Raw genomic sequence first — 17,183 nt, 5'->3', positions numbered from 1 at the left:
AACGTTACTTATTATACATAAAGATTATAATTAGTTAATAATCAATTAAATTAATAAATCATGAGGAATCAGTTTAATTTATTTTTTTACACCGTTTTGTTTGTATTGACGGCTGGAGTATTAACTTCCTGTACTGAGGAAGATTCAATCTCGGATACAACCACCGAAGATAAGCCTTATGTCGTTGCTCTTCAGGTTTTAGGGTCAAATGATGAAGCAGCAGATTATCTTGTTCAGACCGCAAACCTGGAGAATGGTATTATAACTTCTGAAGGTCAGGGTGTTGAGCAGACTGGTTGGCGGTATTTTGCACAGGTGGACCAATCGGTTTTCAGCATTGGGTATTATGATGACAATAACTGTATCGGTTACAGGCTGAATGCTCAGGGCGAATTGGAGGAGTACGGTCGTTTTGTTTTTGAGAAAACACTTGACTGTATGGCTCCAGCGGACGAAAATACACTGCTCGCGATGGAAGTGCCGCGTTCAGGAGACAGCAAACGGGTCCTACATGTTATTGATGTGGATAACGTATCGGTAAAACGCAAAGTGGAAACTGATATTTACAAACCAGAGGGAGACACCCTGGTGAAATGGCCTACCGGAATGGTGGTAAGAGATGACAGGCTTTTTGTGTCATTCTATCCGCTTTCACCTTCTGGCGATTTCACCACCCCCAGCGTAGATTCTGCACAGGTAGCCATTTTCTCCTACCCGGAGATGGAGTTTCAGAAAGCGATTTACGACAACCGCACCAGCCCGGTAGGCGTTTACGGAAATGCTACCGGATTGCTTGAAACAGATAACGGTGACCTGTATACCTTTTCATCCTCCTCCCTGGCTGCGGGGTTCACTAAACAAACGCGACCATCAGGTATTTTAAGGATAAAAAGCGGGACTACTGAGTTTGACCCTGATTATTTTCTAAATATTGAAGAGGCTACCAATGGGGGTAAAATTGTCCATTTCTCTTATGTTGGAAATGGTAAAGCTATTGCCCGCATCGTAACGGACGACTCGGCACTGTGGGGCGCATTTTCACCCAACAATCCCATTTGCAAATTGGTAATAGTTGATTTGAATGCCGCGACTGTAACCGGGATATCTGATGTGCCGCTTCATGGCGCCCAGTACGCCACTCCTGCACTGGTTGAGAATGGTAAAGTGTACATGAGTATCAGCACACCAACCGATGCGCATGTTTATGAAATTGATCCTGAAACTGCCACTGCTCAAAAAGGCGCAGTTATTGAAGGTCTGGAAGCCAAAGGAATCTACAACTTAAATTAAGTTAAGCATGGCGCGTTCAAGATTTAAAGCGACCATAAAAAAGATACACCAATGGCTCGGGCTTGGAACCGGGCTATTGGTCTTTTTGATTAGCATATCAGGGGCTATGTATACTTTCAAAGATGAGATATACAAAGCCGTGTATGAGGAGGATATGCATGTTGCAGAACCTGCTGGGAGCAGGTTGCCACTGGATTCACTGATGACTATCGTCCAGGCTGACCTGGGAAGTGAGTACCCATTGAATTATGTGAATGCTTATAAGGAGCCGGATCGTGCCTGGCGCTTTAAAGCTTATAAATATAATCCGGAAAAAGTAAGTTATTTTTCCTGGTGCGAGTACGATTTCGTGGTTTATGCAAATCCATTCAATGGTGAGATTCAGAAAAAAATTAACCACAAATATGAATTTTTTCAATTGGTAAAAATGTTTCACTGGAGTTTCTGGCTGCGCACAGATATCGGTCAGCCAATTGTAGGCTGGACGGTAGTGCTGTTTGTTTTGTGCCTCATCTCCGGTGTCATTTGGTGGTGGCCCCGGCGGAATAAATTCAGTAAACGGCAATTCACCATAAGATGGCGAGGCGTTTCAATGGTCATTTTCCGTGACTGGCACGTGGTGACCGGCATTTACAGTTTTCCGGTTGTTTTGTTGCTGGCGCTCACCGGAATGGTCTGGTCATTTAAGTGGTTTATGGCGCTGGTCTACATGGTGGCTAACCTCAGCACCCAGCCACCCGCCACTGCTGAAAAAATTGCAGCAGTTTCCGGCGATCAGATGACTCAGGTTTACGAAACTATTTACCAGAATGCCCGAAGTTACCATCCTGATGCTTACAATATTTTTATTTACCAGTTGAATAAAAAAGATAACACTGTGGCTGCCTATGTGAAGAACAGAGGGGAGGTATATTATGATTCTGCCCTCGAGACCTATGACACATCAACTGGCACGCGATTGAGTAAAAAATCCTTTGAAGAACTGAATAACGGAGAAAAAGTTGTCAGCATGAATTACGACATCCACACCGGGGCAGTGCTTGGAATATGGGGCAAAATTATCGTATTCATTGGTGCTTTAATGGCGGCCGGATTACCTGTGACGGGATTTGTTGTGTGGCTGAAAAGGTTCCGGTTAAAAAGGAAGTATTCCTGATTTTTTATGGACTATAGTTTGGTTCGCTTTTTAAATGTTATTTGGCAATTGTTCAAGTGCTTGTTTTCCACGAGTAAAAGACTGCCGGAAAAAACAAATCTTTTTTTATTCAATTTTTTAGGGGGAGATGAGGTTGGGTTTTATTTATCGATCAGGTTTTAATTTCCCTTTTGCTTATACAACGCCTCTTTTATCCCTTGATTTAAAGCCAAAATTAAAGTAAATTAAAGTCTCTGAAGGAAAATTATAGTCAAAATGTTTTAACCTACCTTATACATAACTAAGCAACTTTCTTCATTTCAGATAGTTGCTTTTCAAGAAATTTAATTCGTTTTTCCTTAAAGGAGGCTTGATGTTGCTCAAATAACTCAACATTAAAAGCCTCTTTTTTGGTAACCATATGGTAATATATAATCGCTAATTTTCTGGCCATAGCACATTTTGCTGCTTTTGCTCCGATTCTGGACTTCAACCTTCGATAACAATCCCCCAAGGCATTATCACTGCGGTAAAGACTATTTGCTGACTGGATAAGGACTCTTTTTATAGCATGTTTTTTACGCGGTAGATGACTACTTATCACTTTACCTCCCGATATTTTATTATTTGGAGCAAGCCCCACCCAAGAAGCAAACCTGTTTGCTGTTGAAAAACTATCAAGATTGCTTCCTGTTTCTGCAAATAAAGTCAAAGATGTTTCATCACTAAAACCATATATTTCACAAACATCAATGCCAAGTATTCCTTTTAAGTATGGCCTGACACTAAAGCTGAAATCATTCTTTCGGGTATGTTTTTTTGCTGCCTTTTTTTTAAGTTCAGAGATATCGCCATCATTATATTTGGCGGCAATTAGAAGCAGCTGCTCTTCTATTTTTTCGTCACATTCTGACATTTGTTTTTGAAGGAATTGATAATACTCCTGAGCCAGTTTTAACTCAAAAAGGCACTCTTCCCGCCAAACACCTTCCAATGCTTTTAAAATATCCTCTCTGGGAGTTTTTACTTTATAATGCACTAATTTTATCAACTCATCAGGACAACGCTCTCCGGAATTAATAGCACTGATAATCTTTTGTCCACTGACTGATGTTAAATCACTAAGAACCATGTTAAGTTTAATATTCATGCTATTAAGAGCTTTGACCATTTTGTTTACGGCAATGCTTTTATTATCATTTATACTTTTCCGCTGCCGCAAAATTTCTCTTAGTGTTCGCACTTCCTCTTCCGGCTGAAAACTATTTACTAAAAGACCACAGGTATGCAATCGCATAATCCAATGTGCATCCTCTTCATCTGTCTTCTTGCCTGTAACATTCTTTACATGTCTGGAATTGACCAAAAAGACTTCAATACCATGCTCTTGCAATACTACAAATAGTTGCTTCCAATACACCCCGGTACTTTCCATTGCAACTGTGTCTATCCCACATTCAATAAGCCAATTGGCTATAATTTTCAAATCACAGGTAAATGCACCAAATGTTCTTATGTGCTTTTTGTCCCGATCTGCCGGAACGCTTACTACATAATCTTTGCTTGAAACATCAATACCTGCGGCATTTGGGTTAACGATGTTAAACTCGTTCAAATTTTGCTTTTTACTTCTTGTCTTTTTTGTACTTTTACCCATAATTGAAAAATTAGGTTTGAGGAAAATTATGCCGTGCCCGGTTGACTAATTTAAATTAGGGTGGTCTACCTTACGATTTCTCACAATCAATTAAAGGATCACCGACAACCAGAGCCAAACTGCATATGGTTATTTAAATAACAGTGTTAGAAACGGCCTCTACTGCACGGCACCTCAAACTTAATGTATTTACCTAAAAGGAAAAAGCCTCGCTTTTGGGAGGACTGCATTATTCACAAATAATCTATTCCGATGTCCAACTATCTGCAAAATACAACCGTCCTCAATAAAATGGATTTGAAAATAATTAATACGACTATTTTTATTTTTTATGGTCGTATTGAACTCGCAAGCTTGCTCGTTTCATTATTTCCTACATCCATTTTATCTGCGGTTGATTGTATTTCTTGATATTTGAACATCTCCTAACGATAATTTATAAATAAAGCAGGCTAACAGAAGTATTTATTGTTGAAAAAACATCTGTTATTTTTTTGGTATTCTGTTGTTTATAAGAGGGAGGAGGGGTGAGTCTCAATTTTTAACTGTCGTTATTGTATAAGTGTAACTTAAGTAAAAACACCTTTCATTATGAGACCATTAAATGTTTTGTACATCAGCGGGTCTCTTGGGTTGGGACATATTACAAGAGACATTGCCATTGCCAATCAGTTGAGAAAACTTCTGCCTGAAGTCGAAATAGAGTGGCTCGCAGCCGATCCCGCGACCACATTATTGAAGGAGGCAGGCGAAAAACTGGTTCCCGGAGTAGAGAATTATGCCAACGAAAATGTATCAGCAGAAAAGGTAGCTCAAGGGTCAAAATTAAATTTGTTGAGCTATTTACTTAAGTCGAGGGGCGAATGGAAAAAGAATATTGACTTTTTTTTCGATCTTATTTCTACGAAAAGTTATGACCTTGTCATTGGAGACGAGACCTATGAGATCAGTCTGGCTTTGCGGAAACACCCCGAAAAGAAAAAGTTCCCTTTTGTAATGATATTTGACTTTGTAGGGCTTGATGCAATGACAAAAAATCCTTTCGAACAATTCGGAGTTTACTATTGGAATCGTGTTTGGTCGCATGAATATGGCACAGAACAAAAGCCTTCATATGACTTGGGGGTGTTTGTAGGGGAATTGGAGGATATACCTGATAAAAAGTTTGGTTTTATGTTGCCCAACCGAAGGGAATATGCCAAAGCTTTTTACACATTTGTGGGGTATATTTTCCCCTTTGATGTCTCTCAGTATCGTGACAAGTACCTAATCAGGAAGAAGCTTGGCTATGGGGACGAACCATTGCTTATCTGTTCGATTGGAGGTACAGCCATTGGCAAGGAATTGCTTGAATTATGTGGCAGGGCTGTAACTATTGTCAAACAGGAAATACCCAATCTACGCGCTGTATTTGTAACCGGGCCCAGATTATTAGAGGAATCGATGGATTTACCCGATGATGTGGAGATTAAAGGTTATGTGCCCGGGCTATATGAACATTTTGCAGCTTGCGATCTGGCAATAGTTCAGGGTGGAGCTACTTCAACTTTTGAATTAACCGCCCTGCGAAAACCATTTATATATTTTCCTTTGGAAGGACATTGCGAACAGGCTAATGTTTCCAGAATTCTTTCTCAGCGTGGCGCAGGTGTTAAATTAATGCTTTCCGGAACCACCCCCGAATTATTAGCCGGTAAAATATTGAGCACAATTGGCAGGAAGGTTGAATGTCCGGATATTCCGGTTGGCGGCGCGCAAAAAGCCGCTCAATCTATTGTAAAACTGCTGAAATAAGTTACCCTTTTGATTTATCCTGACACCACGGAGTTCATTTTATTTAAAAAATTAAAAAGTCTTTGTAACCTACCTCAAATATTCAATTGACCGGCGATAACCGTAATTGAGTTTCTAAATCCGGTTTTTTACGATTCACTGCTTTTCCATCCATATATACTGAAAATGAATCGGTTCATTGTCGGATTCTATTCTCACTGAAATTTCATAAATACCCGGTTCGGTAAACTTAACGGTGCCTGTTTCAGGCGACATAAACTTTTCAATGTGCCAGTTTTCATTGGGTTCACCCACCGTAAGTCCGGTTGGAGAAAAAGTTTGCTTTATCACATTCTTACCTGCCTTAATGCAGATAGCTCCTCCTGATTCGTTAGCCTGATAACTGTATGATACATCCAGTGAGTATTTTCCGGGTTTATCGATAAACACTTTCCACAGAGTTTTATAAGTTCCGGATATTTCTAAATGAGATGGGATGGTACCATATTTTTGTTTGGAAGTTTTTTTGAAATCCCCTTCTTCAGAGATGGTATTCCCGGGAGTTAAAGAGAACCCGCCATCAGTGTTTTCGGCCACTAAATCTGATGTGATGTCGGGTTTGCTGTCAAATTCCATGACCACTACCGAAGCTAAGTTATCGGGATGAAGATGAGGTAACATGATCTCGGTGAAAACCTGGTTGTGGCTGAATGGGAGAGGAGCTTTTTGTTTGTCACTTAGCAGATAAACTTTTTTAGGTTCTGTATTAATTCCCGTTACCGGCAGACGATTGGATAGCGGCCAGTTGTAAACATGCAAAAACAAACGGTGTGTGTGGTTATCCGTCACTCTGTAAGTCATATGTCCCCAGTCGTGCTGATCTTTGGGTAAATCAAAAGCACCGCTTCCGTAGATGGCTTCCCCATTAATTTTCAACCATTGCCCTATGTCCAACAGGCGTTGAGATATTTCATACGGAACATCTCCATTGGCCCTGGGGCCGATATTGAGCATGTAATTTCCATTCAAACTTACGTTTCCGATTAATGCTTTGAGAAGAGAGGTGGTTGATTTCCATTGGGATTCATTGCGATGATAGCCCCATGAATGGGCTACGGTACCAGGAGATTGCCAAGGGTATTCAAGCTTATCCTCACCCAGTTGGTTGTCTCCCAATGTGCGGAAATCGACATCGCTGTCCTCTTCAATGGATAATCCGAGTCTGGAATTAACCAGGCATTGTGGTTGTAATTCGCGAATCAGACTTTTTAATTGCACGAGTTGGTCTTTTGTGATGATTGATTCGGAATGATGGATCCACATATCGAACCAAATCAAATCAATTTTCCCATAATTAGTGAGTAATTCACGCATTTGGGGGATTACCTTTTGCTGCCAGTATTCATCGTATTGCTCATCGGTTAAAGGGTAAATCTCCCTGCTGTGATTCCAGCCATAGGGATGTGCCCAGTCCACCCAATGAGAGTAATACAGGCCGAGCTTTATTCCGTGTTTTCGACAGGCTGACGCCAGTTCGGCTACTATGTCCCTTTTGTCTTTGGTTTGATCAGCAATGTCATAATCTGATACTTTGCTGTCCCACAATGCAAATCCGTCATGATGCTTGGCAGTAAGGGTAATGTATTTCATGCCTGCTTTTTTGGCCAGAATGACCCATTCCTCCGGATTCACCTCATTCCAATTAATGCGGTCGAGTAAACTTAAATACTCTTCTTTTTCAATGCTGTTACGGTAAAATATCCATTCTGCATAATCGTTGTCATGACGAATCTGCTCCCCCTTCCAGACTCCTTCGGCCCCGCTGTATATACCCCAGTGAATAAACATGCCAAAACGGGCATCTGTGAACCACTTAGCGCGGTTATTGGTATGCTCTTGGGCGTGAAGGGGGATGATAATAAGACTAAAAACTATTATCCAAAGACCTTTAAGGGAGTTAATATTGCAGTGCTTCATTATTGTAAAAATTTCAATAAGAATTTAGACTTAAATTAAATATTACACAAATATAATTAAGTAATTTCGAACATGCGGTAATAATAACCATTCTTGTAGAGGAAAAAAGTTCGGTTGTGGTGTTGTCAGAAAAATATAAGTTTCTATATTTGCACCGCTGTTGAACGAAACAGAAGCAAACGAAGGTAATGCCCAGTTGGCGGAATTGGTAGACGCGCTAGTTTCAGGGACTAGTGTCCTTATGGACGTGAAGGTTCGAGTCCTTTACTGGGCACCAGAAGCCTCTTCAATACATTGATATTGAAGGGGCTTCTTTTTTGTAACGTTTCAGAAGTAGAGTGTTTTTCTGGGCTTGCATTTCGCATCAAGACGATCTCGTTTTGAAATTCTATAAGCGATGGCATTTTTTATTTCCTTTTTTTTGCTGAAGAATTGGAGCGAAGCGGAAATCGTGATTACTTATTTAAGTATGCAAAATCATGAACAAAAAAAGTAAAGGCCGGCGCAGCCTGTACCTGTTCATCGGAAGCCCGAGCAAATAAAAGAGAATACTATTGATTACTTTTACACTCCAAATACCACCTTCAATTCTGCTGTCTTCAGGAATGGTTTAAATTTAAAGTCTGATGCGATAACTTTCCGGAACCTTCGGCCAGATTATCACTGCATGAGGACGTTTTTTTTGAGTTATCTTATTCAATACTCCGTTAAAATTTTACAATAGATTCGGTATTAATTGATTGTAAGAACACTTTCTTTTGTATTGATGTGCCGAAAGTCAGCATGATACGAATTATCTTACATCTAACCTGACTGCCGTCAGGCAGGTATCTAAAAATCTAACGATCTATATTTATTTATTGAGCGCTGAAAAACGCATATATTTTTGACTTTTTGGCAACCCCTATTTAACTCCGGAATAACGAAAACAGGTTGCCTTTTGCTTGTTTTGGTTATTGCAAAAAGTCATTGTTGATAAAGTTTTAAATATCTATTTTTGAAAGTTGTTCAACAAAAACTGTAAAAATAACCCTGCTAAAACCGGCTTTTCTGCTGGTTTGGCAATTAAATGATCATTTATGAGAAAATTGTTTTTACTGCCTGTGGCTGTTTTTATGTTTGCAGCCTGTCAGTCCGGGCCAAAGGAGGAGGAGAACCCCTTCTTTACGGAGTACGAAACACCACATCAGGTGCCTCCATTCGACAAAATTAAAGAATCGCATTACATGCCTGCTTTTAAGGAGGGTATGAAGCAACAGAAAGCTGAAATTGAGGCAATCGTATCAAGTTCAGAGGCTCCTGATTTTGAAAACACCATTCTGGCCCTGGATCAATCCGGCGCTTTATTGGATAAAGTTACCAGTGTTTTCTATCCTTTGCGTTCTGCTGATACCAATGATAGTATTCAGTCAATAGCACGTGAAGTATCTCCTATGTATTCGCAGCACAGTGATGCAATAATGATGAATATGGATCTTTTCGGACGTGTGAAAGCCGTCTATGAAAACATGGACGAAGCTGGTCTGAATGACTCTCAAAAGCGTGTGACCACCAAATATTACAAGGATTTTGTAAGAAACGGGGCGAACCTTAATTCTGAAGATCAGGAGCGTTTGAAAGAAATAAACACCAAATTGTCATCTCAGACATTGGAATTCGGCGAAAACCTGCTGGCCGAAACCAATGAGAATTTTGAGTTGGTGATTGAAGATGAGGCTGATCTTGCCGGACTTCCAAAGGGAGTGAGAGATGCGGCGGCAGAAACTGCTGAAGCTGCAGGTTACAAAGGGAAATGGATGTTTACACCTCAAAAACCCAGCTGGATTCCTTTCCTGACTTATGGAAAAAAACGTGAGTTGAGAGAAAAACTTTACAGTGGATACTTTATGCGCGGTGATCGCAACGATGAGTATGATAATAAGGATATTATTAAGAAAATTGTTGCATTGCGTGCAGAACGTGCCAAACTTCTTGGTTTTGAAAACCATGCAGACTATGTGATTGATGTGAATATGGCTAAGGAGCCTGAGGCTGTTTATGATTTCATTCTGAAATTGTGGGAACCGGCCCTTGACCGTTCTAAGCAAGAGCGTGCCGAAATGCAGGCCATAATTGATGCCGAGGGAGGCAACTTTGACCTTGCTCCCTGGGATTGGTGGTATTATTCAGAAAAGCTTAGGAAACAGAAGTATGATTTGGATGAATCGCAGTTAAAGCCTTATTTTCAACTCGAGAATGTGCGGGATGGTATGTTTTGGGTGGCTAATCAATTATACGATATTACTTTTGAGCCAGTAAACAATATCCCTGTTTATCATGAGGATGTTGAGGTCTTTGAAGTTAAAGAAGCTGATGGTTCGCATATTGGTTTGCTTTACCTTGATTATTTTCCACGCAAGAGCAAAAGAGTAGGAGCATGGTGTACTGGTTTCCGCGATGCCGGCTATGATCATGAGAACAATGAAGTTGTTGATCCCCTTGTTTCGATTGTTTGCAACTTCACTAAGCCAACTGGAGATACCCCTTCTTTATTGACCTGGGATGAAGTAAACACCCTTTTTCATGAATTCGGACATGGCTTGCACGGTCTGTTTACTGAAGGAAAATATGACCGTACTGCCGGAAATGTTCCCCGCGACTTTGTTGAACTTCCTTCACAAATCATGGAAAATTGGTGTGGAGAACCGGAAGTACTTCGTCAATATGCCAAGCACTATGAGACAGGAGAGGTGCTTCCTGACGATTTGATTGAGAAAATTCAAAACAGCAGTCTGTTTAATCAGGGATTTGCCAATGTTGAGTACCTGGCAGCTTCACTTTTGGATATGGACTGGCACACATTGACAACTGACGATAAGGTTGAAGATGTGAATGCTTTTGAAGATGCTTCTATGAATGAAATTGGTCTGATTCCTGAAATCCTCCCTCGTTACCGCTCTACTTATTTTGCACACATCTTCAGCGGAGGGTATTCAGCCGGATATTATGTGTACAAGTGGGCTGAGGTTCTTGATTCCGATGCTTTCAATGCATTTAAAGAGTCCGGGGACCTTTTCAATAAAGAGCTTGCTGCCAAATTCCGTAAGCACTGTCTTGAGGAAGTTGGCGAAGGAGAAGGAATGGTACAGTACAAAAAGTTCCGTGGACAGGAACCTTCTATTGATCCTTTGCTTGAGAAGTTGGGGTTTGAATAAGAGCCTGTTCTCACTGAGAATACAAAAAAGGGCTGAGATGGTGGTTGAACCATTTCAGCCCTTTTTTGTGACCTTTAATAAGTAGGCTTTGATAAGAAAGAGGTTTTCTTGCGGGCGCTAAGTAGTGCTCGTCTATAAAGTCGGGAAAGTTTGTTAAAAGTCATGTGTCTGGTCAGAACTTGCCAGTTGCAATCCCGAGGCTTCGAGATGAGTATTTTGGCGGCAAGCATAACGCAGCAAGTGGTACATTATGGACAGACTCTAAGTATATGTGTTCTTTGCGATATTAGTTGAAACATTATAATTGCTTTTATTCCCATCAGCACTTTTTGTGGATAAGGACCTGTATTTCTTTGATTTGTCTCAAAACTCAAGGCCTTTCCCGTTAAGCAATATGGAAAAATTTCCGTGCTATCACACTGTCAACTAATCACTAAACCCTAAATCACTTTCACATCCGACTCATGGATCCAGCCTTCACTGCCATCCTGAAGACGGACATTCCACCATTCTCCCAATTTTGAGATCAGTTCTAATTTTGTGCCTTCATGCAGCACAAACAGATCTGTACCGCTTTGATCGGGAGAACTCTTAATATTCACAGTTGGGGTGAAAATGATGGCATGACTTCTCTCCACCAGCTTAGTTTTTTGATGTGAAGAAAAGCTGAGGGTAGCCCCTGAAACCATCAAAAAGATGACTGCAAAGGCAAACGCGGCTTTTTTGAGGGCAACATTGCGGCCAAACAAATACAAACCAAGGCCTATTAAAAAGATCACAAAGGCTATAATTGAGTAAAAGGCCCATCCATCAGAGTCATTAAGACTGCGGATGTTTTGAAACCATTTGGTAAGGAAAAAAGTACCGACCTGGTCTATTTCATCAGCAGTTTGACTGTATGCCAACTCCAGATTGTATCTGATATCTTCATTCTGGGGAGCTAATAAGAGCGCTCGCTCATAATTTAGGATGGCTTCCGGAAGCTGCCCTGATTTGTAATATGAATTCCCAAGATTGTAATACAACCCTGAACTTTCGAGACCTGATTGTAAAACGCCTTCGTACATCTCTATGGCTTCTTCATATTTTCCTTCAGTATAGAGTTCATTACCCTGGATGAAACGGTTGTCTTGAGAAAATCCGTTAAATGCCATAGCGAATAACAATATGAGAAAATATATTCTGGTCTTCATATTTCTTATTTTATTAGATAAATTCCTGAAAAGTAACACCTGTTTTTATCTTTGAAAATATATAAACAGTATAATAATCAGGGTCTTTATTTTGCTTTCTTTAGATTGCTTTCCAATTTGCTAATAACGCCAATAGCGGATTGATAAAGCTCTTCCCGTTTACTTTCTTCCCCGGCAGGGGCATATCTTGCATACTCGCAGGTGTCAATAATCTCAAGCAGTTTTTCAGTGTTTTCTGTTTGAGCTCCATTCGATTCGAGTTCCTGACGAACATTGTCACGATTAAGATCTGAAAAAGGAATTACAAGTTTGTCGCTAATGTAACCCCAAAGACCTTTTGATAACTCTTCGTAGAATGCTTCGTTGTTACCTGCCTTGAGATGGTGGGCCGCTTTCTTAAGGCGCTTTCTTGCTACTTTGTTAGCCTGTTTGGTCTTTTTCAGTTGAATGTTGGCGTTTTCCTTAATTTTCTTTCGATATATTACTGAGATAATAATAAACAATAAAAATGGAATGATATAGCCGAGTGCAAATTTCCAGGATCCGAAAAAGAAGGAGTTTGCGGGCTTAAGCTTTGCTTCACCTGTTTTAATATATCTGATGTCTTTTCCTACAAACTGGACACTTTCCCTGTTCCTTACTGCAGGCCCCGTTGTTGTTGATTCACTGGTAGCAACTTCTTCACCATTTTGCTCAACTTCAATTGTAATGGGCTGGCTTTTTAAGGTTTTGTATTGTCCCATTGAGGGATCGAAATATACGTATTCTATAGGTGGGATGGTGAATGTGCCCGAATGTCTGGGGATTATAAGTTGTTCGTAAGTTTTGCTCCCCTTTTGACCTGAGGAAGTTGCGCTAAGGTTACTTGAAGTATTGGGGTCAAAAACATCAAAATCGGGAGGAATATTCATTGTTGGTTCACCTGCAACTTTTAGGTTACCGGTCCCGGAGATTACCGTTTTCAAGGTAATTCCGTCATTTACATTAACATTCTTTTTTGAAGCTGAAACATCCATGGTGAGTTTTCCCACAAAACCGGAGAAATCAGCAGGGCGGGGAGAAGGAAGTGGTTTTACATTGATGGTCACTCCATCAGACGTGACTGTTTTGCGGATGGTTCTGTGCGTATCAAAAAAGTTGTCAAAGATGTTATTCGATTGTCTGGTCTGCCTTATTCTAACCAAAAATTCAATAGATGTGGGCTCAATTTTTAGTTTTCCATTGCTCTGGGGAAATAAAATCTTTTGGTTATAAGTGCCTACTCTGTAGGTTTTACCATTAACATTTTCTAAAGACCATTCAATGTTTTCGGTTCCTGACAGGTCTTCTGCAATGAAATTACGAAAAGTTGGATGTTGAATATCCGAAATACCCTCCAGGTTTACCCGGGTATAAATTCTTGTGGTAAGAAGTACCGGCTGATCCTGATAAACACTGGTCTTATTGGCCCTCATGGTAATAAAAAGCTCATCCTCATCTACCGCTCCGTTGCTATTTGAGGAAGGGGCAGAAGATTGTCTTTCTTGTTGCTGAGTGGCTTTTATTACTTCTATGGTAATACTGTTGGACTTATATTTTTCTCCATCAACAGTAATGGTAGCCGGGGGTATTGTATAAGAGCCCGTTGAGTTGGCTTTTAAAATATAGGTATAGGAGTATTCCTGCTCCCTGCTCACTTTGCCATTTATAATTTGCATCTGGGAGCGCTGAGATGTTGTGGGACCCATAAGGATTTGAAAATCCTTTAAATCCGGTACCCTTAAATCCTGGCCTTCCTGATTGACGCTATACACCAATTGAAAGCGATCGCCCTGAACAACTGAATTTGGGCCGGTGGCTTTAAATTCAACATCCTGTGCTCCTGTTGTAACAGGGAAAATAAGAATTGCAAATAAGTATATTAAGTAAGACTTCATCTTTCGTTATTTGGTCTTTGTTTATTTGTCGGATTACCAGTTTTTCTCAATCTGTCTTTGCTGCTGTTGTTTGGCTTTCCTCAGTTTTTCCTGCAACTTTTTTTCATCCTGATCCAGAGACTGCAGAATTCTTTCCGCATTTTCTTTGGATATGCCTTGTTCCTGCTGTTGATGTCTTTGTTGTTGCTGCTGCTGTTCTTGCTGCTGTTGGTTCTGTTGCTGTTGTTGCTGGTTTTGCTTTTGTTGTTCTTTTTCTTTTTTCTCCTGTTCTTGCTCCTGGTCCTTGTTTTTATCCTTGTTTTGTTCCTGGTTTTGTTTCTGGTTTTCCAGCATCTTTTGGGCAACAATCAGATTGTATCTGGTTTCATCGTCTGTAGGATCATTTCGTAAAGCTTCTTTGTATGCCTCGATGCTCTTTTCCAGTTCTTTTTTAGCGAAAAAGCCATTCCCGATATTGTGGTAGATATCCGAAAGCTGTTTATTGTCTTTTGTGCTGTTGGATAAAGCCTGAAATTGCTCAATGGCTTCATCTACCTTTTCCTGCTTAAATAAGGCATCACCCAGATTGAAGCGTCCTTCAAAACTTTCCGGTGTTTTCTCAAGGGCTTTTCGGAATTCTACTTCCGATTCAACGTACTTTTCGTTTTCGAAATAATCGTTCCCCTCTCGTATAAATCGTCTTTCGCTTTGGGCTGAAATGGTGACGGTAAAGCCCAAAATCATTAAAAACACTAAGATGATATATTTTAGTTGCATGGCAAAACGGTTTATTGGTCCTTCCTTCAAAAAAATAATCTCTGATAGATTAATAGTTATTCTTCTTTATGCTTCTCTTCTGCTGTGAAAAGGTCTATTTTTTTGAGCAGTTTGTTCTTACGCTCTAAAATTATAAACTCGATGATTAGAATAAGCAATGCAAGCGCTGCAATGTATTGAAACTGGTCGTCGTAATCGGAATAAACTTTGGATTCAATTTCTGCTTTTTCCAGTTCTCCAAGTTCGTCGATCAGATTATTAATGCCTCGTCGAATGTTGTTGGCTGCAATGTATTCTCCATTTCCGGCCTGAGCAATTTCTTTAAGCAGGTTGGTATTCATCTTTGTTATAATCACATTTCCCTGCCTGTCTTTCATGAAATTACTTCTGTTATTAGCACCCACCGGAATTGGAGCTCCATCCGGACTTCCCATTCCTACGGTATAAACCTGGATGCCTTCTTCCATGGCGGTTTCTGCAGCTTCAATCGCATCGTTTTCGTGATTTTCACCATCGGTAATTACAACGATTGCACGGTTGATATCTTCCTGCTGGCTGAAAGAATTTGAAGCCAGTCTGATGGCAGAACCAATGGCAGTTCCCTGAGTGGGTACAACATCGGTATTTATGCTTGACAGGAATAGCCGAGCCGAGGCATAATCGGTTGTGATTGGTAATTGAACGTACGCTTCACCTGCAAAAACAATGAGTCCTATGCGGTCATTGATTAGTTTGCCCGTTAATCTTTCAATGGCTAGTTTGGCCCTGTCCAGACGACTGGGTTCAACATCAGTGGCGTTCATACTGTTTGATACATCCAGCGCTATAATTAACTCTATTCCTTTTCTTTTTACAGTTTCAAGCTTTGTGCCAAACTGAGGTGATGCCAATGTGACGATGATGGAAGCAATGGCCAGTAAGAGCAGGTAAAACTTAACTGCCGGTCTTATGAATGAAACATCAGGCATCAAATGGCTTAGTAATTCAGTGTTTCCGAATTTTTGCAGTTTCTTTTTGCGCTGAATCTGAAAATACAATTGCAAAAATGCCAAAACCGGTATAATTACCAGTAGGTATAAATATTCAGGATGTCCAAATCGAAACATATTGTTGTTTTTTATTTAGCTAAACTTAAAAATCGGTTGTTTATTTATTTCACATATGCCGGAAATTTGGCAAAGATGCATGGCCCTGAGCCTCTAAAAGTTAACAACCCGGAATCCAAAACTCCAAAGTCAGAACGGCGTTATGGAAGATTTCTTAAAACAGTATTTCTTAACAATACTTCAGCCAGCAAGAAAGCCAATGCCAATATTGCAAAAGGCAGGAATTCTTCCGATCTCTTACTGTACTCTTTTACTTCAATTTTGGTCTTTTCCATCTGGTCAATCTCTTCATAAATCTGACGAAGCTTGCTTTTGTCGGTTGCCCTGAAATACTCACCTCCGGTGATGTCGGCAATTTCCTGGAGCATGTTTTCATCAATCTTAACCTCCATGTCCTGTACCTGTTGTCCAAATACAGTATTGACGGGATAGGGGGCAGTTCCATGACTTCCCACTCCAATTGTGTAAACCCTGACTCCAAAGCTTTTTGCTATTTCAGCAGCCGTAAGTGGATGAATTTCACCACGGTTATTTACGCCATCTGTAAGTAGTATGATGACTTTACTTTTTGCATCACTTTCCTTTATGCGGCTTACAGCGGTCGACAGGCCCAGTCCAATGGCAGTACCATCCTGCAGCATGCCAATTTGTACATCCTGAATTAGATTGGTTAACACCGCATGATCAATAGTCAGCGGACATTGCGTGAAGCTTTCGGCTGCAAAAACTACAAGGCCCATTTTGTCATTTGGTCTTCCTGCTATAAATTCAGTAGCTACATCTTTGGCAGCTTCCAACCGATTGGGCTTAAAATCCATTGCCTGCATACTTCCCGAAATATCCAGAGAAACCATTATGTCAATGCCTTCCGTGGTAACATCACGGTGACTGTCTGTTGATTGTGGCCTGGCTAAAGCAATGATTAAAAATATAATGGTCAGGCATCTTAGTCCGAAGGGAACGTGCCTTAAATAGGTTTTTCTGGATTTTTTTATCCGACTGAACCCTTTAAGTGTTGAAATTTGAAGGGATGCATTCAACTCCTTCTGTTTCCATATGTACCAGCCTATCATTGGCAACAGAAGCAGTAGAAAGTAAAAAAAATGCGGATGCAGAAATGTATAGTTCATGTTTGTTTTTCCTTTTAAGGTCTTCTAACCAGCAATATCTTTTTGAAAAGATGGCA

General features: G+C 40.4%; 11 protein-coding genes and 1 tRNA gene. 5 read left to right on the top strand and 7 right to left on the bottom strand.

All coding sequences use genetic code 11. The annotated features are described in order from the left end of the window. The first annotated feature begins 60 nt into the window (after window positions 1-60). Both DDZ16_RS03985 and DDZ16_RS03980 read left to right on the top strand, forming a co-directional pair. Window positions 61-1,290: a DUF4374 domain-containing protein gene (locus tag DDZ16_RS03985; RefSeq protein WP_109263134.1), complete on the top strand. Its 1,230-nt coding sequence runs from the start codon at window positions 61-63 to the stop codon at window positions 1,288-1,290. Window positions 1,291-1,297: 7 nt separating this feature from the next. Then, entirely contained in the window at window positions 1,298-2,446 is a 1,149-nt protein-coding gene (locus tag DDZ16_RS03980) for a PepSY-associated TM helix domain-containing protein (protein WP_109263133.1), read from the top strand. A gap of 280 nt (window positions 2,447-2,726) precedes the next feature. Here the strand turns inward: DDZ16_RS03980 and DDZ16_RS03975 are convergent, their stop codons facing one another. Continuing rightward, entirely contained in the window at window positions 2,727-4,082 is a 1,356-nt protein-coding gene (locus DDZ16_RS03975) for an IS110 family RNA-guided transposase (protein ID WP_109263132.1), read from the bottom strand. A gap of 591 nt (window positions 4,083-4,673) precedes the next feature. Here DDZ16_RS03975 and DDZ16_RS03970 point away from each other — a divergent pair. Further along, entirely contained in the window at window positions 4,674-5,876 is a 1,203-nt protein-coding gene (locus DDZ16_RS03970; protein ID WP_109263131.1) for a glycosyltransferase, read from the top strand. A 135-nt stretch (window positions 5,877-6,011) separates the two neighbouring features. Here DDZ16_RS03970 and DDZ16_RS03965 read toward each other — a convergent pair whose 3' ends face one another. Further along, a complete protein-coding gene (locus tag DDZ16_RS03965) occupies window positions 6,012-7,832 on the bottom strand; it encodes an alpha-L-fucosidase (RefSeq protein ID WP_109263130.1) in 1,821 nt (606 codons plus the stop codon). A gap of 190 nt (window positions 7,833-8,022) precedes the next feature. On the opposite strand from DDZ16_RS03965, the gene DDZ16_RS03960 reads away from it, so the two are divergent. Both DDZ16_RS03960 and DDZ16_RS03955 read left to right on the top strand, forming a co-directional pair. Beyond that, a tRNA-Leu gene (locus DDZ16_RS03960) sits at window positions 8,023-8,109 on the top strand. A gap of 802 nt (window positions 8,110-8,911) precedes the next feature. Next, entirely contained in the window at window positions 8,912-11,026 is a 2,115-nt protein-coding gene (locus tag DDZ16_RS03955) for a M3 family metallopeptidase (RefSeq protein ID WP_109263129.1), read from the top strand. A 440-nt stretch (window positions 11,027-11,466) separates the two neighbouring features. Here the strand turns inward: DDZ16_RS03955 and DDZ16_RS03950 are convergent, their stop codons facing one another. The 5 genes from DDZ16_RS03950 to DDZ16_RS03930 all read right to left on the bottom strand — a co-directional run bounded on the left by DDZ16_RS03950 (window position 11,467) and on the right by DDZ16_RS03930 (window position 17,127). Further along, entirely contained in the window at window positions 11,467-12,219 is a 753-nt protein-coding gene (locus DDZ16_RS03950; RefSeq protein WP_109263128.1) for a tetratricopeptide repeat protein, read from the bottom strand. A gap of 86 nt (window positions 12,220-12,305) precedes the next feature. Next, entirely contained in the window at window positions 12,306-14,135 is a 1,830-nt protein-coding gene (locus DDZ16_RS03945) for a BatD family protein (RefSeq protein WP_109263127.1), read from the bottom strand. A gap of 33 nt (window positions 14,136-14,168) precedes the next feature. After that, a complete protein-coding gene (locus DDZ16_RS03940) occupies window positions 14,169-14,891 on the bottom strand; it encodes a tetratricopeptide repeat protein (protein WP_109263126.1) in 723 nt (240 codons plus the stop codon). A gap of 56 nt (window positions 14,892-14,947) precedes the next feature. After that, window positions 14,948-15,997: a vWA domain-containing protein gene (locus DDZ16_RS03935; RefSeq protein WP_109263125.1), complete on the bottom strand. Its 1,050-nt coding sequence runs from the start codon at window positions 15,995-15,997 to the stop codon at window positions 14,948-14,950. Between the two features lie 140 nt (window positions 15,998-16,137). After that, the gene (locus tag DDZ16_RS03930; protein ID WP_109263124.1) at window positions 16,138-17,127 is read right to left on the bottom strand and encodes a vWA domain-containing protein; all 990 of its coding nucleotides are present in this window, start codon (window positions 17,125-17,127) and stop codon (window positions 16,138-16,140) included. Window positions 17,128-17,183 lie beyond the last annotated feature (56 nt).

This window comes from Marinilabilia rubra (assembly GCF_003121985.1).
Taxonomy (GTDB): Bacteria; Bacteroidota; Bacteroidia; order Bacteroidales; family Marinilabiliaceae; genus Marinilabilia; species Marinilabilia rubra.
The sequence above is the reverse complement of the archived record's forward strand: the minus strand, read 5'-3'. Positions and strand labels throughout refer to the sequence as shown.

Excerpts from the sequence above, each read along its gene's own strand:
- DDZ16_RS03975 (WP_109263132.1), bottom strand. The coding sequence starts at position 4,082 with ATGGGTAAAAGTACAAAAAAGACAAGAAGTAAAAAGCAAAATTTGAAC.
- DDZ16_RS03930 (WP_109263124.1), bottom strand. The coding sequence starts at position 17,127 with ATGAACTATACATTTCTGCATCCGCATTTTTTTTACTTTCTACTGCTT.
- DDZ16_RS03950 (WP_109263128.1), bottom strand. The coding sequence starts at position 12,219 with ATGAAGACCAGAATATATTTTCTCATATTGTTATTCGCTATGGCATTT.
- DDZ16_RS03935 (WP_109263125.1), bottom strand. The coding sequence starts at position 15,997 with ATGTTTCGATTTGGACATCCTGAATATTTATACCTACTGGTAATTATA.
- DDZ16_RS03955 (WP_109263129.1), top strand. The coding sequence starts at position 8,912 with ATGAGAAAATTGTTTTTACTGCCTGTGGCTGTTTTTATGTTTGCAGCC.
- DDZ16_RS03940 (WP_109263126.1), bottom strand. The coding sequence starts at position 14,891 with ATGCAACTAAAATATATCATCTTAGTGTTTTTAATGATTTTGGGCTTT.
- DDZ16_RS03985 (WP_109263134.1), top strand. The coding sequence starts at position 61 with ATGAGGAATCAGTTTAATTTATTTTTTTACACCGTTTTGTTTGTATTG.
- DDZ16_RS03965 (WP_109263130.1), bottom strand. The coding sequence starts at position 7,832 with ATGAAGCACTGCAATATTAACTCCCTTAAAGGTCTTTGGATAATAGTT.
- DDZ16_RS03970 (WP_109263131.1), top strand. The coding sequence starts at position 4,674 with ATGAGACCATTAAATGTTTTGTACATCAGCGGGTCTCTTGGGTTGGGA.
- DDZ16_RS03945 (WP_109263127.1), bottom strand. The coding sequence starts at position 14,135 with ATGAAGTCTTACTTAATATACTTATTTGCAATTCTTATTTTCCCTGTT.
- DDZ16_RS03980 (WP_109263133.1), top strand. The coding sequence starts at position 1,298 with ATGGCGCGTTCAAGATTTAAAGCGACCATAAAAAAGATACACCAATGG.